The organism is Ideonella livida (genome assembly GCF_010499455.1).
GTDB classification, from domain to species: Bacteria; Pseudomonadota; Gammaproteobacteria; order Burkholderiales; family Burkholderiaceae_C; genus Ideonella; species Ideonella livida.
The window spans coordinates 1-19,672 of record NZ_JAAGOH010000019.1 but is presented as its reverse complement, the minus strand read 5'-3'; the positions used below and the strand labels follow the sequence as shown (position 1 = coordinate 19,672).

The 19,672-nt window shown below is 72.8% G+C and carries 15 protein-coding genes and 1 pseudogene; 4 read left to right on the top strand and 12 right to left on the bottom strand.

Annotation, left to right across the window (positions count from 1 at the left end; all coding sequences use genetic code 11):
- Positions 1–194 precede the first annotated feature (194 nt).
- Positions 195–1,358: an aminotransferase class III-fold pyridoxal phosphate-dependent enzyme gene (locus G3A44_RS15205; RefSeq protein ID WP_239061906.1), complete on the top strand. Its 1,164-nt coding sequence runs from the start codon at positions 195–197 to the stop codon at positions 1,356–1,358.
- 42 nt (positions 1,359–1,400) lie between these two features.
- Here G3A44_RS15205 and G3A44_RS15200 read toward each other — a convergent pair whose 3' ends face one another.
- The 6 genes from G3A44_RS15200 to G3A44_RS15175 form a co-directional block, all read right to left on the bottom strand.
- Positions 1,401–2,804, bottom strand: coding sequence for an ABC transporter ATP-binding protein (locus tag G3A44_RS15200; RefSeq protein WP_163458498.1), 1,404 nt, complete (start codon positions 2,802–2,804; stop codon positions 1,401–1,403).
- Entirely contained in the window at positions 2,801–3,628 is an 828-nt protein-coding gene (locus G3A44_RS15195; RefSeq protein ID WP_163458496.1) for an ABC transporter permease, read from the bottom strand. Before G3A44_RS15195 ends, G3A44_RS15200 begins: the two co-directional genes overlap by 4 nt.
- Positions 3,628–4,590 carry an ABC transporter permease subunit gene (locus tag G3A44_RS15190; protein ID WP_239061901.1) on the bottom strand — a complete coding sequence of 321 codons (963 nt, stop codon included), beginning with the start codon at positions 4,588–4,590 and terminating at the stop codon, positions 3,628–3,630. The genes G3A44_RS15195 and G3A44_RS15190 overlap by 1 nt, the downstream gene beginning before the upstream one ends.
- A 32-nt stretch (positions 4,591–4,622) precedes the next feature.
- Positions 4,623–6,197 (bottom strand): ABC transporter substrate-binding protein, encoded by a 1,575-nt coding sequence (locus G3A44_RS15185; RefSeq protein WP_310734388.1) that lies wholly within the window; start codon positions 6,195–6,197, stop codon positions 4,623–4,625.
- The gene (locus G3A44_RS15180) at positions 6,194–8,317 is read right to left on the bottom strand and encodes a TonB-dependent receptor (protein ID WP_239061900.1); all 2,124 of its coding nucleotides are present in this window, start codon (positions 8,315–8,317) and stop codon (positions 6,194–6,196) included. Before G3A44_RS15180 ends, G3A44_RS15185 begins: the two co-directional genes overlap by 4 nt.
- A 176-nt stretch (positions 8,318–8,493) precedes the next feature.
- On the bottom strand, positions 8,494–9,402 hold the full coding sequence (locus G3A44_RS15175) for a LysR family transcriptional regulator (RefSeq protein ID WP_163458493.1): 909 nt from the start codon (positions 9,400–9,402) through the stop codon (positions 8,494–8,496).
- Between the two features lie 96 nt (positions 9,403–9,498).
- On the opposite strand from G3A44_RS15175, the gene G3A44_RS15170 reads away from it, so the two are divergent.
- Together G3A44_RS15170 and G3A44_RS15165 are read left to right on the top strand one after the other, a co-directional pair.
- Positions 9,499–9,837, top strand: coding sequence for a protocatechuate 4,5-dioxygenase subunit alpha (locus G3A44_RS15170; protein WP_163458491.1), 339 nt, complete (start codon positions 9,499–9,501; stop codon positions 9,835–9,837).
- A gap of 46 nt (positions 9,838–9,883) precedes the next feature.
- A complete protein-coding gene (locus G3A44_RS15165) occupies positions 9,884–10,723 on the top strand; it encodes a class III extradiol dioxygenase family protein (protein WP_163458489.1) in 840 nt (279 codons plus the stop codon).
- A 24-nt stretch (positions 10,724–10,747) separates the two neighbouring features.
- Here G3A44_RS15165 and G3A44_RS15160 read toward each other — a convergent pair whose 3' ends face one another.
- From G3A44_RS15160 to G3A44_RS15145, 4 genes are all read right to left on the bottom strand, one after another.
- A complete protein-coding gene (locus G3A44_RS15160; RefSeq protein ID WP_163458487.1) occupies positions 10,748–12,358 on the bottom strand; it encodes a S8 family serine peptidase in 1,611 nt (536 codons plus the stop codon).
- Between the two features lie 189 nt (positions 12,359–12,547).
- Complete coding sequence (locus G3A44_RS15155; protein WP_163458486.1) at positions 12,548–13,738, bottom strand: ATP-binding response regulator; 1,191 nt, start codon at positions 13,736–13,738, stop codon at positions 12,548–12,550.
- A complete protein-coding gene (locus G3A44_RS15150; RefSeq protein ID WP_163458484.1) occupies positions 13,735–17,262 on the bottom strand; it encodes a PAS domain-containing protein in 3,528 nt (1,175 codons plus the stop codon). Before G3A44_RS15150 ends, G3A44_RS15155 begins: the two co-directional genes overlap by 4 nt.
- Positions 17,263–17,264: 2 nt before the next feature.
- Positions 17,265–18,479 carry an ABC transporter substrate-binding protein gene (locus G3A44_RS15145; protein WP_163458482.1) on the bottom strand — a complete coding sequence of 405 codons (1,215 nt, stop codon included), beginning with the start codon at positions 18,477–18,479 and terminating at the stop codon, positions 17,265–17,267.
- A gap of 280 nt (positions 18,480–18,759) precedes the next feature.
- Here G3A44_RS15145 and G3A44_RS15140 point away from each other — a divergent pair, with 280 nt between their 5' ends.
- Positions 18,760–18,951: a hypothetical protein gene (locus G3A44_RS15140; RefSeq protein ID WP_163458480.1), complete on the top strand. Its 192-nt coding sequence runs from the start codon at positions 18,760–18,762 to the stop codon at positions 18,949–18,951.
- 40 nt (positions 18,952–18,991) lie between these two features.
- Here G3A44_RS15140 and G3A44_RS15135 read toward each other — a convergent pair whose 3' ends face one another.
- Positions 18,992–19,477 carry an integrase core domain-containing protein gene (locus tag G3A44_RS15135; RefSeq protein WP_163458478.1) on the bottom strand — a complete coding sequence of 162 codons (486 nt, stop codon included), beginning with the start codon at positions 19,475–19,477 and terminating at the stop codon, positions 18,992–18,994.
- A gap of 12 nt (positions 19,478–19,489) precedes the next feature.
- Positions 19,490–19,672, bottom strand: a pseudogene (locus G3A44_RS15130) (IS3 family transposase); the annotation flags it as partial.

Sequence of the window (19,672 nt, the reverse complement as noted above, 5' to 3'; positions counted from 1 at the left end):
CCGCGCTCCCCCGAAAAGGCCACGGCTCACCCCGTGGCCTTTTTGTTTTTCCGGCCCGCTCCCGGGCCACTCCCTCCCCTCCCCCCTGAAAGGCCACCGCCATGTTCCCCGTCATGCCGCCCCAAGTCCCGCGCCAGACGCCGCTGCAACAGCCCCACCCCGCCGGCCAGCGCCTGGACGCCGCCCGCCACCTGATGCCCATCACCGAGCGCCCGGCCGAGGTCTTTGTGCGCGGTGAAGGCGCCTGGCTGTGGGACGCCCAGGGCCGCTGCTACCTGGACTGGCTGCAAGGCTGGGCGGTGAACGCGCTGGGCCATTGCCCGCCGGTGTTGGCCCAGGCGCTGCAGGCGCAGGCGGGCGCCCTGCTCACGCCCAGCCCGGCCCTGCACAACCAGCCCTCGCTGGCCCTGGCCGAGCGGCTGTGCGGCTTGACGGGGATGCACCAGGCCTGGTTCGGGAGCACCGGGGCGGAGGCGAACGAGGGGGCGATCAAGCTGGCGCGCAAGTGGGGGCGAGCCCGAAGGTCCGGGGCCTGGGAGATCATCACCTTTGACAACGCCTTCCACGGCCGCACACTGGCCACCATGGCGGCCAGCGGCAAGCCGGGCTGGGAGACGATGTTCACCCCGCAGCCGGCCGGCTTTGCCAAGGCGCGCTGGAACGACCTGGACTCGGTGCGCGCCCTGATCGGCCCGCAGACCGTGGCGGTGATGCTGGAGCCGGTGCAGGGTGAGGCCGGCGTGCGCCCGGCAACACCGGACTTCCTTCACGGCTTGCGCGACCTGTGTGATGCCCACGGCCTGCTGCTGATCCTGGACGAGGTGCAGACCGGCTGCGCCCGGCTGGGCACGCTGTTCGGCTTTGAGCACTACGGCGTGCGGCCCGACATCCTGACCCTGGGCAAGGGCCTGGGCGGCGGCATTCCCATCTCGGCCCTGTTGGCCAGCCGCGAGGCCAGTGTGTTCGAGCCCGGCGACCAGGGCGGCACCTTTGGCGGCCACCCGTTGATGTGCGCCGGCGCGCTGGCGGTGCTGGAGGAGCTGGCCCGGCCTGCCTTTCTGGCCCAGGTGCAGGCCCGCGGCACCCAACTGGCCGAGGGGCTGCGGGCCCTGTCCGCGCAGCATGGCCTGGGCGGGGTGCGCGGCGCCGGCCTGCTGTGGGCGCTGGAGCTGGGTGACACCCGTGGCCCGGCCCTGGTGGCCGCGGCGCGCCAGCGCGGCCTGCTGATCAACGCCGCCCGGCCGCACTGCCTGCGCTTCATGCCTCGCCTCAACAGCAGCGAAGGCGAGATCAGCACCGGGCTGGACCTGCTGGCGCAGACGCTGTCCGGCCTGCCGGCACGGGCCCAGGCGGCCTGAACGGGCCTGTCCCCTGGGGTGGCCCGGCGCTGACGGGCCCCCTCAGCCCAGGGTCAGGGCCCGGTCGGTCAGGTGCCGGGCCAGGCCCGGTTCATGGGTGACCAGCAGCAGCGCCGTGCCGCGGGCCTGCAGTTCCCGGTCCAGCACGCCCAGCACCCGCTGCTGGGTGAGGGGGTCCAGGCGCGAGGTGGGCTCGTCGGCAAAGATCAGCGCGGGGCGCAGCAGCAGCACGCGCAGCAGCGCCACCCGCTGCAGCTCTCCGCCCGAGACCGCCTGCGGCCAGCGCGCCAGCAGGTCTGGGCTCAGGCCCAGGGCCTCACAGCCCTGCCAGAGCGCCCGTTCGGGCAGGCGGTGCAGGCGCAGCAGCGCCTGCAAGGACCGCCGCAAGGACCGCTGGGGCGCAAAGGCCGAAATCGGGTCTTGGTAGAGCTTTTGAAAGGCCTGAGGTCCCAGCCCCGAGGCCCGCTGCACCTGGCCGGCATCGGGCCGGGCCAGGCCCAGCAACAGCTGCCCCAAGGAGGTCTTGCCCACACCGCTGGGCCCCAGCAGCGCCCAGCGTTCACCGGCCTGCACCGTCAAGTCCAGCCCGGCGGCACCGTGCAGCGCCGGTCCACGGCCCGCCCAGCGCAGGCCCTGGGCCTGCAGCAGCGGCGTGGCCGCAGCGGCTGGCGGACGGGCCGCCGGGCGCGCCGCCCAGGCGGACGGATCGGCCGCCAGCAGCGCGCGGGTGTAGGCCTGCCGCGGCCGCTGCAGCACCTCGTCGGCCGGGCCCTGCTCCACCACGCCCTGGCCGTTGACCACCAGCACCTGGTCGCCCAAGGCCCGGGCCACGGTCAGGTCGTGGGTGACCACCAGCACCGCCCCGCCGGCCGCACGTACCGCCTGCAGCTGGGCCACCACCTCGTCACGGCGCTGCGGGTCCAGGCCCTTGGTGGGCTCGTCGGCCAGCACCAGGGGCGCACCACCCGCCAACGCCGCGGCCAGCGCCACCCGCTGGGCCATGCCACCGGAGAGCTGGTGCGGCCAGCGCGACTGCACGGCCGGCGGCAGGCCCAAGGCCTGCAGCGCCTGGCGGGCCGCGGCCCAGGCCTGCGCCGCAGGCCGGCGCAGCACCCAGCGGTGCACCTCGGCCACCTGACTGTCGGCCCGCAGGCAGGGGTTGAGCGCCACCACCGGCTCCTGCGGCAGCACCGCCAGCTGGCGGCCCCAGGCGGCGCGGCGGGCCGTCTCATCCAACACCCGGCCTTGCACCACCACCTCACCCGTGGCGCGCAGCCCGGCGGGCAGTTGGGCCAGCACGGCTTGCACCAGCAAGGATTTGCCACTGCCGCTCTGGCCCAGCACGCACAGCGCGCCGCCGGGGGCCAGCCGCAGCGACACGTCCTGCAGCAGCGCCTGCCCGCCAGCCCACACACCCAGGCCACGCAGCGCCAGCAAGGGGGTCATGCAGCCGACTCCATCGGGCGCGTGGCGCCCAGAGCATCCGCCAGCAGCAGCAACGCGACGCTCAGCACGGCCAGGGCCAGCAGTGGCGGCAGCAGCAGCCAGGGCGCCTCGCGCCAACTGGGCAGCAGCTCCACCAGCATCACCCCCAGCTCGGCCGCGGGCGGCTGCAGGCCCACGCCCACAAATCCCAGGGTTGACAGGGCCAGCACCGTGGTCGCAGCGCCCAGGGCCGCCTGGGTGAGCAGCACCGGCGCCAGCGCCGGCACCACGTGATGCCGCAGGATCCAGCCCGACCCGAAGCCCAGCAGGCGTGAGGCCTCCACCGGCGGGCCCGCCAGCACCTGCCGCGCCTGGACCCGCACCACGCGGAAGAACTCCACCCACAGGCACAGCACCAAGCCGGCGTAGAGCGGCCAGAAGGCCCCGGGGGCCACCGCCGCCACCAGCAGGACCAGCAGCAGGGCAGGCAGGGCCTGCACCGCGTCGGCCAGGCGGCGGCACAACCCATCGGCCCAGCCCCCGCGCCAGGCGGCCCACAAGCCCAGGGCCGTGCCGGCGGCGGCAGCCAGTGCCACCGCCCCCAGCGCCAGGCTCAGGGACAGGCGCAGGGCGTGGGTCAGCCGGCTGAATTGGTCACGGCCCAGCAGGTCGGTGCCCAGCCAGTGGCGGGCGGACGGCGCCTCCCGCACGCGAGAGAGGTCCTGCACTCGCGGATCCGCCCCCAGCACCGGCCCCAGCAGCGCCAGCACGGCCAAGGCCAGCAGCAGGCCCACGCCCCAGCCCACCGCCCACCCGGGGCCTCGCCATCGCCATGTCCCGGCCATCAGCCCACCTCCCCATCGCGCCGCCGGGGGTCGAGCAGCAGCAGGGCCGACTCCAGCAGCAGGTTGAACAGCACGAGCCCGCCGCCCAGCGCCAAGGCGGCGCCCTGCAGCACGGGCACGTCGCGCCCAAAAATGGCGTGTACCAAGGCGTGGCCCAAACCCGGGCGCGCGAACAGGGACTCCACCACCACCACCCCTTCCACCAGCAGCACGGCCTGCACGCCCAGCCAGCTCAGCAGCGGCGCCACTGCCACCCGCAGGCCATGGCGCCACCACCGCACGGGTGCCGGCAGGCCCTTGCTGCAGGCAAAGGCCCAGGCGGGTGAGGCGGCCACGGTCAGCACCGTCTCGCGCAGCACCCGCGCCGCACCGGCGGCCAGGGGCAAGGCCAGGGTGAGCGCGGGCAGCCAGGGGCCGCCGCCCTGGCTGGGGTCCGCCACGGGCAGCACCCCCGCCTGCACCGACATCAACAGCATCAGCAACAGGCCCAGCACAAAGGGCGGCACGGCACGCAGCACTGCCGCCAGCGCCAGGCTAAGGCGGTCGACCGCACCGCCCGGGCGCAGTCCACTGGCCAGGCCCAAGGGCACGGCCCCCAGCAGGGCCAGCGCCAGCGCCGCGCCGGCCAGGCTCAGGCTGGCGGCCGCCTCATGCGCCAGCAGCGCGGCCACCGGCTCGGCATTGACCCGCGAGACGCCCAGTTCCCCCTGCGCCAGGCCGCAGAGCCAGCGCCACAGGGCGGCGCCGGGGGCGGCGTCGCCGGCCAGTTCGGCCCGCACGGCAGCGGCGGCATGGCCATCCACCAGGTCGTGGCCGTAGCGGGCGGCGGCCACACGGTAGGCGTCATCACCTGGCAGGGCGCGCAGCGCCAGAAAGCTGAGCACGCCCACCACCAAGCCCACCCAGACCGCCGTGGCCGTGGCCTTGAGGACCTGACGCAGCAGCGCCAGGATCAAGCGCAAGCGCGCGCCACCGACGGACGGCGCCAAACGAGTCAGGACACCACGGGCCGGGGCCATGCCATCTCCGTCAGGCGCCAGCTGCGCTCCAGGGGGTCCAGGGACAGGCCGGCCAGCGCGGGGGGCACCGCCACGCTGTGCCGGTACCAGGCCAGAGGGATGACCGGCAGGCCTTCATGCAAGGCGGTCACGGCCTGCCGCCGCCAGCGCGCGGCGTCGCCCTTGCCCCGGCTGAGGGCGTCCAGGGCCTGTTGCAGCGCCGGGCTGTGCCAGCCCAGGGCCCCCCAGTCACCGCCCTCGGGGCCGAAGTCCTGCAGCAGCGTGCCCAGGGGATCGGGCACCAGGGCGTAGTGCCGGGCGGCCAAGGACAGCTCCAGGCTGCCGTCGCGGTGGCGCAGGGGCAGCTCGCTGGCGTTGCCCACCAGCACCCGGCAGTCCACGCCGGTCAGCCGCAGCTGCTCCTGCACCGCGGCGGCCACCAGGGGTAGCTCGGGCCGGTCCGGAAAGGTGCGCAGGGTCAGGCGCAAGCGCTCTTGGCCCCGCTGCAAGATCCCGTCGGGCCCGGGCCGCCAGCCCAGTTGGGCCCACAGGGCGCGGGCCTGTCCGGGATCGTGCCGCAGCGCGGGCAGCGCGGGCTGGTGCCAGTCCTTCAGCAGCGGCGGCAGGAGCTGGCCGGCGGCCAGGGTGGGGTCGCGCAGCAGGCCCGCGGCGATGCCCGCACGGTCCAGTGCCAGCGACAGGGCCTGGCGGGCGCGCAGGTCGGCCAGCCAGCGGTGGCCGCAGTGGGGCTTGAGGATCAGGGTGCGCGGCAGCATGACCTGCAGCACCCGCACCGCCGGATGCCCACGCAGGCGGGCCAGGCTGGCGGGGTCCAGGCCAATGGCCAGGTCGGCCTGGCCGGCCTCGGCCATCAGCGCCCGGGTCTCGGCCCGCGAGGCCTGCAGGTAGTGCGCCCGGCGCACCGGCCAAGGGGAGGCGGGGTCGGCGGCCTGCACCTGCACGCGCTGGGGGGCGGCCAAGGCCGCCACCCGGTAGGGGCCGGTGCCGATGATGCGCTCCACCCCTCCCCCCGCGCCCAGGCTGGCCGGGGCCAGCACCAGCGTGCTGGGATGGGCCAGCAGCGCCGGCAGCAGGGCAAAGGGGCGGCTGAGCCGCAACCGCAGCTGGAGCGGACCTTCAGGATCCACCGCCGTCAGCGGCGCCAGACGCAGCAAGCCCGGCCGACCATGGGCGCGCTGCAGGGCCCGGGCCACGCTGGTCGCGGTGAGGGGGCTGCCATCATGGAACTGCACGCCCGCGCGCAGGGTCAGCCGCCAGCTCAGGCCCTCCTCGGCCACCTGCCAGGCGGCGGCCAGGCCAGGCCGCAGACGGCCGGTGTCGTCAGCGTCCACCAGGGTCTGGGCCACCTGCAGACCGGTGAAGAAATGGCCACTGCTGGCCGGCTCCAGGCCGCTGATCTCCCAGGGGCCGACGATGCGCAGGGGCCCCTCGGCAGTCGCGGCCCGGCCGGCTGCGCCTGCGGGCAGCAGCAAGGTCCCGGCGCCGGCCAGCAGGCCGCGGCGGGACGGGCCGCAGCGGGCCTGCCACCCGGTCAACGGCACGACGCTCACTGCCGCAGGTGCAGGGAGAGCACCACGGTGCGCGGCGCCGCCGGCGAGAACATGGGCTGCGCCTGCCCGGTGGGCCAGAAGAAGCTGTCGTACCAGACGTAGGCCTGCTCGCGGTCGGTGAGGTTCTTGACCTCCAGGTCCACGCTGAGCTGCGGGCCAAGCTGGCGCCGCACGCTCAGGTCAACCTGGCGCTGGGCCCCCCACTTGCCCTGGGCATTGAGGTCGTCGATGTAGTAGTCGCCCTGAGCGCGGGCCTGCAGCCCCAGGCGCCACTGCGCATCAGGCCGGTACTCCAACCCGGCCTGGCTGACATGGCGCGGGGTGGCAAACACCTCGCGACCCGCCAGCGAGGTGCCGGCGGCGGTGTAGGCCTGCACCACGCGGGCCTCCTGCCAGGCCAGGGCGGTCCACAGCAGCCAGACCTCCGAAGGCGTCCAGCGGGCCTGCAGGTCCACGCCCTGGCGTCGGGTGCGGCCCAGGCCGACGGTGGTGCCGGTGCTGGGCATGTTGGCCACCTCGTCGGTGGCGTCCTGGCGCCAGAGGGCGCCGCGCACCGTCAGCGTGGACAGCGGCTCGAACTTCACGCCCAGCTCGCGCCCGGTGTTGATCGACGGCGCGAAGGTGGCCTGGCCGGTGGCGGTGAGATAGGCCGGGGCCCGCGAGCCGGTGAGGACCTGGAAGGTGCGGCCCCAGTTGGCGTACACACTCGCCTGCGGCGCCAGGGTGTAGAGCACGCTCAGCTTGGGCTGGCGGATCCAGCCGCTCTTCTGCAGCTCCCCCTGCACGCCGCTGGTGCGCAGCAGGGTGTCGCCATCCAGGTGGTCCAGCCGCAGGCCGGGCACCACCCGCCAGCGCTCGGCCGGACGCAGCACCACCTGGGACCAGAGGCCGGTGTGGTTCAAGGTGTAGCGGTCGTCGTTGGAGGTGCTGGCCGGGGTGTCGAAATCGGTCGGCAGGGCGTAGGCATAGCGGTCGCGGCGGTAGGTGTTGTCCTGGCGCTCATGCTGCAGGCCGCCCTCCACCACCAGCGCGGGACTGGCGCGCCAGGTCAGCGAGGCCAACACGCCCTGCTGGGTCTCGTCCCACTGGCGGCGCTGGCGCGGGCTGTTGCCCAGACCGGCGTTGCCGGTGAAGGTCACCCGGCGGTCGTCTTCGTAGCGGTTGAGGTAGAGCCGGGTGCTCAGGTGCAGCGTCGGCCGCAGCGCCCAATCCAGGTGCCCGCTGAGCTGACGCATCTCGCGCTCGTCGCCATCGTGGGCGTTGTGGGCAGGGCTCTGGCGCCGGTCCTCGGCCATCTGGGTGGCGGTCAGGAAGCCCGGTTCCTCGGCCTCGTGGTGCTGCGCCCGGGCCACCAGCCCCAGGCGCAGGCCCTGGCCGGGCAGGCTGTAGAACCACTTCCCGCCCAGCGTCAGCTTGTCGCTGGCGGCATGGCGGCGGTAGCCCTGCGCCTGCTGCAGGCCCAGGATGTAGTTCTGCGCCAGTCCATCGGACTCGCGGCCCACAGCCAGCTGCCCCTCGCGCAGCCCGGCAGTGCCGGCGGACAGGCGCCCCTCGGTGTATTGCCCCCCTTGGCGGGTCTGCAGGTCGACATGGCCACCGATGGCATGCAGGCCCCAGCGGGGGTCGTTGGTGCCGCGCACCACCTCGATACGCTCCACGTCCAGGGGCAGCACCATGTCGATGAAACGCTGGTTGCCGCTGTTGACGTTGCTGGGAATGCCGTCGATGAGCACCTTGATGCCGTTGAGGTAGCCCTCGCCGTTGAAGGCGCGAAAGGTCGCCTTGCCCGACTCCGCGCCCATGCCCGTCTCGGTGAGCTGCACGCCCGGCAGCCGGCCCAGCAGCGCCCAGCTGTTCATCACCTGGTGCTCGGCCACCTCCTCACCGCCCAGCACGTCGACGGAGGTGAGCACGCTGCGGCTGCTCAGCGGGCCGGTGGCGGCGGCGGTGACGGTGACGCGGCTCATCGACATGGCGGACTCGCCATCGGCCCAGGCGTAGGGCGCGGCCAAGCCCAGGGTCAGGCTCGCCAGGGCCGCCAGGGCCACCGCACTCGGACGCGGACGGAAAGAGACGGCAGGGCGGGCAGGCGGCACAGGGCACAGGAAGCGGGAGGACATGGGGCGTGGGCGGCGGCCTGTCGGGCTAACGCGCCCCGGGCGCCGCTCTTTATTGATAACAACTTTTCATTATCGCCCCTGTCCGCAGGAGGGTGCTGCAAAACCCTGGACACACCAGGCCCGCCGCCGACCCGCGACCGCCGCGCGCCGGCCCCCAACCGGCGCGGCGCGGTGCCTCAATCCGCCACCAGCGCCGGCCCCACCACCGCCTCCAGCTGGGCGCGCAGCCACTGGTGCACCGGGTCGCTGTGGTGGCGCTGGTGCCACACCGCATACATGGGCATGGGCGGCGTGGGCACGGGCACCGGGGCGTGGGCCAGGTCGCGCAAGGCGCCACGCGCCATCAGCGAAGGGGCGGTGGCCAGCCAGTCCCCCCCGCGCAGCAGGGCCCCCAACCCCCCCAGGCCGGGCACGGTGGCCACAAAGCGCCGCGACACCCCCTGCGCGGCCAGCCACTGGTCCACGTCCAGCGCACGGCGGGGCTCGTAGACCACCGTGACATGCTCGGCCGCCAGGTAGGCCTCGGCGCTCTCGGGTGCGGTGCGGCAGGCCGGGTCGTAGAACACGGCGTAGCGGTCGGTGAACAGGCGCTTCTGCACCAGGTCGCCGGCCTCGGGCGGGCGCGGGGTGATGACCAGGTCGCATCCCCCCTCGCGCAGCAGCTCGGGCCGCGGCGCGCCGGACGGGATGATGCGCAGGCTGACCTGCGGCGCCTGGGCGCGCAGCCGCCGCAGCAGCGCCGGCAACAGCAGGTCCCGCTGCAGGTCATTGGCGGCCACGGTGAACTGCGCGGTCAACCGGGCCGGCTCGAAGCCTGCCGCCAGGCTGAAGGCGCGCAGGTCCTCCAGCAGGGTGCGGGCGCGGCGCGCCAGCAGCTCGGCCTGGGCGGTGGCCACGATGCCGCGCCCCGACTTGACGAAGAGCGGGTCGCCCACGATGGCGCGCAGCTTGTCCAGCCCATGGCTCACGGCGGACTGGGTCACGCCCAGCCGGTGCGCCGCGCGGGTGATGGAGCCCTCCTCCTGCACCGCCAGCAGCAGGCGCAAGGCGTGGCCGTCCAGGTCCAAATGATCGAAATTGCTCATGCGTTTAATGAGTATCCATCTGTTTATTGATGGAGTGGTGATTCCGATACTGGCGCTCATCGCCTTACCCACCCACGGCAACGACGGAGACAACCCATGTGCAACATCCCCGGCACCCAGCTGTTTGACGCCGCCATGGCCCGCAAGGGCTACGCGCTCAACAAGATGTGCTTCTCTTTCAACGAGGCCGCCAACCGCCAGGCCTTTGTGGCCGACGAAGAGGGCTACATGGCCAAGTACGGCCTGAACGAGCAGCAGGCCGCCGCCATCCGTGCCAAGAACGTGCTGCAGCTGCTGGAGGCGGGCGGCAACGCCTACTACCTGGCCAAGTTCGCCGGCATCTTCGGGCTGGACATGCAGGACATCGGGGCGCAGCAGACGGGCATGACCAAGGCCGAGTTCCAGGCCAAGCTCAATGCCTACGCCCAAGACTGAAAGCCCCTGCCCCACCCGCAGCAACGCACACCGGAGAACACACACCATGGCTCACATCGTCGGCGCGATCACCACCTCGCACGTGCCTGCCATCGGCAAGGCCATCTTCAAGAACCTCCAGAACGAGCCGTACTGGAAGCCCTTCTTTGACGGCTACCTCAACGCCCGCACCTGGCTGAAAGACGCGCGGCCCGACACCGTCGTCGTGCTCTACAACGACCACGGCCTGAACTTCTTCCTGGACAAGATGCCGACCTTCGCCATCGGCGCTGCCCCCCGCTACACCAATGCTGACGAAGGCTGGGGCATCCCCACCATCCCGGCGTTCACCGGCGACCAAGACCTGTCCTGGCACCTGATCGAGCGCCTGACCGAGGCGGAATTTGACCTGACCACCTGCCAGGAAATGCTGGTGGACCATGCCTTCACCCTGCCGATGGCGCTGCTGTGGCCTGACCAGAACTGGCCGGTGAAGGTGGTGCCGGTGTGCATCAACACCGTGCAGTTCCCGGTGCCTTCGGCCAAGCGCTGCTGGAAGCTGGGCGAGCAGATCGGCCAGGCCATCCGCGGCTGGGACAGCGACTCCCGCGTGCTGATCCTGGGCACCGGCGGCCTGAGCCACCAGCTGGAAGGCGAGCGCGCCGGGCATATCAACAAGCCCTTCGACCTGGCCTTCATGGACAGCCTGACCACCAACCCGCAGTGGGCCACGCAGTGGAACTCGGCCGAGCTGGTGGAGAAGGCCGGCACCCAGGGCATTGAGCTGCTGATGTGGCTGGCCAGCCGCGCCGCGCTGGGCGAGGGCGCCCGCGAGGTGCACCGCAACTACCACATCCCCATCTCCAACACGGCCGCCGGCCTGATGGTGATGGAGGCCACCGCCTGAGGGCCGGCGGCGGCGGGAGCCCACTCAGTTGGCGCAGCCCAGGCTGGCCAGGCGGTCATGGGCCGCCTTGGCCTGGACCAGACCGAAGCCGTACCACTTGTCGCGACCGGCGGGCCCCAAGTCCAGGGCCGACTTCTGCAGCGTGGTGCGGATCTGCGCCGCGCTGCACTGGGGGAAATAGCTCCACACCAGGGCCGCCACACCGGAGACATGCGGCGTGGCCATGGACGTGCCGTCAAAGTAGGCGTAGTCGGTGGCACTGACTTGCACCGTGGCACCCTGCCCCAGCTGGGCCCGCAGGGCCTGGCCCTCGGTGTCGGAGACGCCCACCGAGGCGATGGTGGTGGTCACGCCGCCCAAGGTGCCCGCCAAGCCGCCGGCCTCGTTGTTGTAGACCACCGCCGCCACGCCGCCGCTCTGCTGGCAGTTGACCACCTTCTGGGCAAAGGAGATGGTGCCCCGCCGGATCAGGCAGACCTTGCCGGCCATGGCCGGGTCCACCGCCGTGCCTTCGCCAAAGTCGGCCAGGGGGCCGCTGGCGCTGGCCACCGGCGTGCCGTCAAACGGCTGGGGGGCGTAGGCGGTGGCGGCCACGCTGAGCGTGGCTTCACGCCCTTGGCCCATGGGCACGGTGGACAGCACCGCCACGCCCGGGGCAGCGATCTCCACGTCAGGGTTGAACTGCGAGAACGATGCGCGCTTGCGCTGGATGTCCACCGCCGCCACGGACATGACGCTGGGATAGCCCGCCGGGTACGAGGTGGCGGAAGTGCCGGCGTTGCCGGCCGCGGCGATGGACAAGATGCCGTCGGCCGCCAGCCTGGCGAAGGCGTCGCGCTCGAAGGGCGTCGGCGTGGCGCCGCCCAAGGACATGGAGATGATGTTGGCGCCCGCGGCCTGGCATTTGCGCGCGGCCTTGGTCAGGCTGGAGGAGTAGGTCCAGTCCCCCCCCTCGCCGAAGACCTTGACGATGTGCAGCTGCAGGCGGCGCCCGGGGTTGACGCCCACCACCCCCACGCCGGCCTGGTTGATGGCGGCGATGGTGCCGGCCACATGGGTGCCGTGGTGGGTCTCGTCGGTGTGCCACCAGCCGGTACCGCTGTCGTACTCGCCGTCCACCTTGTTGGTGGCCAGGTCCTCGTGGCTGCGGTCGTAGCCCGAGTCGATGATGCAGAGCTTGCGGTTGCCGGTTTGGGCATCGCCGACGGGCAGTTGGTCGGCCTGCACCATGGGGATGCCGTAGGGCACCAGCTGACCGCGGCGGTAGGGCGGCTTGGACGGGTCGGCCAGCCCCATGGGGTAGCGGCGCACATCCTCATGCACCTGGGCCACCGAGGGATGGCGGCGCAGGGCCTCCACCGCACCGGCCGGCAGCTCGACGGCGACGGCGTTGTCCTCCGGCAGGCTCAGGCGGACCTGTCCGCCCTGCAGCGGCAAGGCCGTGCGGGCGGCCGCGCCCACCTGCGGCTTGAACACCACGATGACCCGCTGGACGTCCTCGCCTGCGGCCAGGCTGGCCGGCGCCCAGGCCGCGGCCGCGGCCGCAGCCGCCAGGCCCAGGCCCACCACGGTGCGCGCGGCACCCAGGGGGCGCGGTCCACGGCCCCGGTTCTTGATCTGCTGTCCACCACGCATGCAGGCACTCCCCTTGGATCAGGGCGGCGGCTGGGGCCGGAGGGCCCACCGCAGGCCGCCGCGGTCGGCGGAGTTTCTCCAGTGATCCGGCCGCCGGGAAGTGCCCAAGCTGGGGAGGGGTTGCCCAGGATGGACAGAGGGCGCCGGCCGGGCGGCCAAGGGTGGCGCCTGCACCCGGGGGCCGGTGGCTCAGGGGGGCGAGGGGGCGGGCAGGGACGGTGCCTTGTCGGCCGGTGCGGGAAAGTCCAGCCGGAAGATGGTGGGGTGGCCGTCGTGGCGCGGCCAGCTGAGCTGCGCGCCGTTGCGCTGGGCCCACAGCTGGGTCATGGCCAGGCCCAGGCCCATGCCCTGCTGTTCGTGGCGCTCGCGGTCGGCCTGGGCCAAGGCGCCCATGCGGGCCAGGAAGTCTGCGGCGATGCCCACGCCGACGTTGGCAACCTCCAGGCGGTAGCCGCCCTCCAGCGTCCGCCCGGTCAGGCCCACAGGCATGCCGGCCTGGGAGAAGCGCACCGCATTGGCCAACAGCTCCACCAGCATGCGCCGAAGGTCCTCCGGCGCGCAGCACAGCGCGCCGGGCTCCAGCCGCAGCTGCAGGCTGTGGCCGTTGAGCACCAGCGGGGGGGCGATGCGGCAGTCGCCCCCCACGCCGGCGGCAATCTCGCGCAGCATGGCGGGGTCATGCAGCAGGGCCTGCAGGTGATCGAGGGCGGCCACCGGCGGGGCCAGGACCGGCACCGGGGCATGGGCGGTGAGCTCGGACCATTCCATCATCCGGGTGATGGTGCGGCCCAGGCGGGTGGCGGACTCGTGCACGTTGGCGAGCATCTCGCGCAGGCGCTCAGGCGGGTAGCGGTCCAGGCGGTCGATCATCAGCCGGGTCAGGCCCAGGATGCTGGTGAGCGGGGTGCGCAGCTCGTGGGGCACGGTGGAGAGGATGGCGCCGCGCAGGTGGTTGAGGGAGCGCTCGGTCTCGGCCCGGTGGCGGGCGCGCTTGTGGGCCAGGGCCTGCACCGCCTGCAGCAGTTCCTCGGATTTCCAGGGTTTGGTCAGGTAGTCGTCGGCGCCGGTGGACATGGCGCGACGGGCGCTCTCCCGGTCCTGGATGCCGGTGAGCATGAGGATGGGCACGGTCTGCAGCTCCGGGCAGGCGCGGGCCTGGGCGACAAAGCCCCAGCCGTCGAGCACGGGCATGTGGATGTCGCAGACGATGAGGTCGGGCGGCGTGCGCCGGGCCAGGGCCAGGCCTTCCTCGCCCTGGCTGCCCTGCTCCACCACGTAGCCGGCGCGGGCCAGCATGGCCACCGCCAGCTGGCGCACCACGCTGGAGTCGTCGATGACCAGCACCCGCAGCGGGCGCTCATGGGGAGTGCGGGCGTTCATGGGGCGGACTCCGTCACCGCCGTGGCGACCTCAGGGGCCGGCGCGTCTGCGGCCAGGGCAGAGGACGGCGGCGGCTCACAGGCCGGCCACCACAGGGTGACGGTGGTGCCCTCCCCCAGCGCGCTGTGCAACGCCACCTCGCCGCCGTGCAGCTCGACGATCTCCTTGACCAGGGCCAGGCCCAGGCCGGTGCCGGGGATGTTGCCTGAGGCGTCGGCCCGGAAGAAGCGCTCGAAGGCGCGGCGGGCGTGCTCGGGGCTCATGCCGATGCCCTGGTCGCGCACCTGCACGCCCACCCGCGCCCCCGGCGCCGCCGGGGACAGCACCGCCAGGTGGATCTCGCCACCGCCGGGCGAATACTTGTAGGCGTTGGACAGCACATTGCCCAAGGCGTGCTGGAACTTGGCGCGGTCCACGCTCACCCATACCGGGGCCTCGGGCAGATCGACCTGGACTTTGCGGGTGTCACCGGGCACCAGCAGGCCCTGCACGCCCGCCTGCACCAGGTCCTGCAGCGGGCAGCATTCCAGGGTGAAGTCCTTGCCCTTGCGGGCCTCGATGCGCGCCAGGTCCAGCAGCTCGTTGACCATGTCGGTCAGCCAGATGGACTGGCGGTTGATGGTCTGCAGGATGTCCCGGGTGCGGGCCTCGTCGAACTTGCGCATGAGCAGCAGGTCGGAGAAGCCGCGGATGCTGGCCATGGGGGTGCGCAGCTCGTGGGCGGCGGTGGAGAGGAATTCGCTCTTCATGCGGTCCACCTCGGTTTCTCGGGTGATGTCGCGCAGCTGCATGACACGGGTGACACTGGCGGCGCTGCATTCGCGCACGCTGCGCACCACCACCCGCTGGGGCGGTCCACGCAGGACCAGCACGTCGGACTGCACGGCGCGGGTCTCGGCGTCCTCCGGGTCGCCGGTGGCATCCTGCCCCAGTTCAGCCAGCCAATGGGCCACGCCCGGCGGGTTGACCTCCTGGATCTGGTCGGCCATCCGGGCCTCGAAGTCGGGACCGGACAGGCCGATGAGCTCGGCCACCGGCAGCCCCGTCAGCCGCTCGAAGGCGGGGTTGACCGACACCGCATGGCCCTGGGCGTCAAATGAGACGAATCCGTCGGGACTGAGCGCCAGGATGGCGTCCAGCCGCGCGAACTGGTCGGCCAGCAGGCGCTGGCTGTGCAGCTGGCTGGTGATGTCGGTGAGCACGCCGATGTAGTGCGTGACCTCGCCGGTGGCCTCGTCGCGCAGCGGGGCGATGGACAGGTCGTTGTCAAAGCGCCGGCCGTCCCGCCGGTAGTTGGACAGCACCACGCGGCAGGGCTGGCCCGCCTCGATGGCGTGGCGCAACGCCTGCAGGCCGGGTTGGTCGCGCTCAGGGCCCTGCAGAAAGCTGCAGCTGCGCCCCAGGGCCTGCTGCCGCGTGTAGCCGGTCAGCCGGGTGAAGCCTTCGTTGACAAACACCATGGGGCCGCCGGGCTGGCGCACATCGGTCAGCACGATGCCGTTGTGGCTGGCGTCGATGGCGCGGTTGCGCAGCTCCAATGTTTCCTGGGCGTGGTGCTGGGCGGTCACGTCATCCAGCACCACCACCACATGCTCGGTCCAGGGCCTGCCGCCCAGGGCCTGCGGCGTGGGCAGGTCATCCTCGCGGGCCATGGGACTGATGGTGATGTCGCACCAGATCTGGCTGCCGTCGCGCCGGCGCAGGCGGGTGGTGGTGCGCACGTCGCGGTGCTCCAGCACGCAGGCCCGCAGGGCCTCGCGCACCTCGTCGCCCACCACATGGCCGGCCAGCACCTCACCGTCCAGGCTCAGCAGGTCCTCCAGGCTGGTGCCGGAGATCTGGGCCATGGCGGGGTTGGCATAGACCGCCCGCGCCGGGCCGTCCACCTGCATGGCCAGGATGAGCACACCGTTGCCGGTGGAGGCCAGGGCCCGGTCCCGCAGGCGCAGGCCGGCCTGCGCCTGCTCCCGGTCGTGCGTGGCCTGCACCGTGGCCGTGATGTCGGTGAGCAGGCCGTCAATGCGCAAAGGCTCGCCCTGGGCGTCACGCTGCACGGTCATGCGGTTCTCCAGCCAGCGCGGGGGCTGGCCAGGCCGGTGCAAGGGCAACCGCACGCAGGCCCGGCCGGTGGCCAGGGCCTGCTGGCGCGCGGCCTCCTGCGCCTGCCAGTCCTGCGGCCTCAGGAGTCGGGCCAGACAGTCGCGCACCATGGGTGTGGCGTCCTGGGCCAGCCCCAGCAGGGCCCAGGTGGGCGGGCTGGCGAACACCAGCTCGCGGCCCTCGGGGTCGAGGGCGTAGACCCCGTCGCTCAGGCTGGCCAGGGTGTCGTCCAGACGGCGCTTGGCCTGGGTCAGTTCGGCGGTGCGCCGGGCCACCTGTTCCTCCAGACTGGCCTGCGCCTCGGCCAGGCGATGGAGCATGGCCTCAAAGCTGGCCGTCAGGCTCAGCACCTCCGAGCCGCCCTGCCCCGCGGCCACCACCCGCAGCGGCCGGCTGGCGTCCAGCCCCTGCCCAGCCACCAGCTGAGCGGCCTGCTGCAGCTCACGCAGCGGCGCCACCGCCTGCTCGGCCAGCCGACCAGTGCGCCGCACCACCAGGGCCAGCAGGCCCCAGCCGGTCAGCAGGTAGCCCAGCGCCACCCAGACGGCCGGCCCCAGCGCCACGTGCCAAGGCATGGCCAGTGACAACTCAAAGCCCGGCGCGGCCGGCATGCCCGCCCGGCGCGCCAGGCCCAAGTCCCAGCGGCGGGTGAACATCCGCCAGGCGCCGGGCTGGGCGGCGCCTGGCGCCGCCTCGGCCGTGCGCACCGCCTGCCCCGGTCCAGCCACCAGCACCGGCACGCCCTGGTGACGCAGCGCCAGGTGCCAGCGCGGCGCCAGGCCTGCCAGCTCGGGCAGCACCAGCTGACCCAAGTCCAGCCAGCCCACCAGGCTGCCCTCGGTCGTGCCCGTGGTGGCAAACACCACCGGCTCGCCCAGCACCCACCACCAGCGGCCTTCGGCCTGCACCAGACGCTCGCCCGCGCGCTCTGTGCGCAGCACCTCGGTGGCCAGCGCCAACACCGCGCGGTGCAGGTCGGCCGGCGGCGCCATCGGCCCGGGGCCGCCCTCGGCACGGGCCAGCACTTCGCCGCGGTGGTCGGTCAGCCACAGGGCCGCCAGGGCCGGGTGACCCGCCCGGTGCTCACGCAGCGTGGGGCTGAGGTAGGCCGCCCGGCCCGCCGGGTCCACCAGCGCATTGCGCACCAATGAACGACGTGCCAGCTCCGCCAACCCGGCGCGGCTCTGCCCCAGCTGGCGCTGCAGGGCCTGGCCCATGTCCTGACCCGCCTGCACCAGTTCGGCGTCGGCGCGCTGCAGCAGCAGCCAGACGATGACCACCAGCGACAGGCTGCCCACCAAGGCCATGCCCAGGCGCACCATGCGCCGCCCCCCCTGGCTCAAGCGCGCGGCCAGGCTGGCCGGGCCTTCAGGCCCCTGCGGGCCGCGTCGGGGCTCGCCAGGCGGTGTAGGGGTGAGCGCCATGCTTACACCGCCTGCAGGCGGCCCTGGGCGTCCCAGCGGGCCAACAGCACATCGGATTCGGCCAGCGCCTCATGCCGCTCCGGCGTGAAGGCAGGCGCATAGCGGCGCACCACCCCCTCATGGGCCGGCAAGTGCTCCAACGCTTCGCGCACCGCCTCGCGCCGGGTGCTGCCAGCCTGCTGCACCGCCAAGCGCAGCAACTGCAAGGCATCGTAGGCATGACCCAAGCCCACCAGCGACGGCAGGCGCAGGGGATCGGCCAGCCCCATCTGCTGCGCGGCGCGCTGCAGCAGCCGCTGGCCCCGGGGATCCCGGTGCATCAGCAGCGCGCGGGTCTGCACCACGCGCAGGTCCAGCTCGGCCAGACGGGCGCCCACCAGCTGCGGAAAGTCTCCGGCGGCAATGCCCCAGTGGCTGTAGATCGGCGGCCGGCTGGCCGCCGGCAGCGCCAGCAGCTCATGGCAAAGCACCTTGCCTTCTGGCTCATTGGCCACCAGCACCAGCCCCTGCATGCCGGCCTGGCGCAGCTGGATCACATGCTCGACCAGCGTGGATTCACCCCCCCAGTTGTACCAGCGCGCCGGCAGCAGCTGCACGCCACGGTGGGCGGCGGCATATGCCTCGGCCGCGGCATGGCAGCTGCGCCCCCAGCCTGAGTTGGGCACCAGCAGGCCCAGCCGGCTGTGGCCCTCCGCCTGGGCCGCACGCATCAGGGTGCGCAGGGCCCAAGTGTCATTGAGCGAGACGCGGAAGGCCCACTCCGGCCGGCGCTTGGGGTCCAGCACCGTGTTGCCGGCCGACCAGGGCGTGATGACCGGGCAGCGCACCTCGGGCGCCACCTGCGCCATCTCGCTGACGACCGGGCTGAAGCGGCTGCCGAACACCGCCACCAGATCCGGCAGCGCCGCCAGCTCGCGCAGGTTCTCCACCCCCCGGGCCGGCACGCTGCGGTCATCGCGCAGCTCCAGCTGCAGGGGCCGCCCCCCCAGCACCCCGCCGCTGGCGTTGATGTCCTCCACCGCCAGCTGCAGCCCCAGCCGGAGCGCGTCGTCGCTGGTGCTCAGGCTCATCTTGAACTCGGCGGTCAAGCCCACCCGCACCGGTGCCGGCCCCTGCGCACGCGCAGCAAGGCCGGGCCAGGTGGCGGCCACGCCGGCGGCGGCCAAGCGGCCCAGGCAGCGCCGACGCGTGGCCGGCTGACGGAGGGTGACGGACATGGACGGGTCCTCAGGCGATGGGCCAAGACGCCTCTGTATCGGCCGCCGGCCCCAAGACTTGACCCGCCCCACCGCCAGCCGCACACCCCAGGGGCCCCAGGCCACCGCCAATCGGCGGTAAACGACCGCTCAACCCCCCCCATTTCGAGGCAGGGGGGACCCCCTGGATGGGGGATGCTGCAGCGCAGGGCCTCGGACAGACTGCCGCCTCGTCGCCCACGCAGGCTTCAGCCCGCCCAACGCGGCCCCTTCAGCTGTTCACTTTTCCCAGGAGACCGCCATGCGCGCCCCCCTGCCCCCCCACCACCCGCACCACGCGCCCCACGCCCCGTCTGGCCACGAACCGGCCGGCCGCACGTCCACGGCCCCCCACAGTGGCGTGCCGGGGCTGGAAGGCCTGGACGTCATGGAGTCCACCTGGGACGAGTGGGACAAGTGGTTCAACCCGGAGCCGCGCGCACCGCGCGGCTGAGGCCCCACGCAAGAGGCAGCCGTTGCCGTAAGCTCCCCCGTCAAGTAGACAGTCGATTTCCAGAGTCCGCGGCGGTGGTGGTCAGTCGTGGCATGAACTGTCGAGGCGGTACGCCGCCCAGCGCGTCATGCGGTCGGTAGTCGTTGTATTGGGTCAGCCAGTCGTCGGCGATGGCCTGGACCTGTTCGATGGAGTTGAACAGCCAGGCGTCCAGCACCTCGGTGCGGAACGTCCGGTTGAAGCGCTCGATGTGGGCGTTCTGGTTGGGCTCGCCGGGCTCGATGTAGTTGAGCGTGATGCCCCGGCGCCAGGCCCATTCGACGAAGTCGTGGCTGGTCATCTCCGGCCCGTTGTCCATCCGGATCGACTGCGGTACGCCGTACCAATCGACCAAGCGGTCCATCGTCCGAATCAGCATCGACGCCGGCAGCGACTGGGCCACCTGGATGGCCAGAGCCTCCCGGTTGGCCTTGTCGATCACGTTGAGCGTGCGGAACCGCCTGCCGTCGTAGAGCACGGCGTGCATCAAGTCCAGGGCCTAACCCTGATTCACCAAGGGCGCCGCTGCCAGCGGCACCGGATCTCGCTTGGGAATGCGTCGTTTCGTGCGGCGCGGGATGTTCAGGCCCAACTCGCAATACACGCGCCAGACCCGCTTGTGATTCCAAGGCCGCCCATCCAGGCGCAGACGGTCGAAACACTTCCAGAAGCCCCAGCGGCC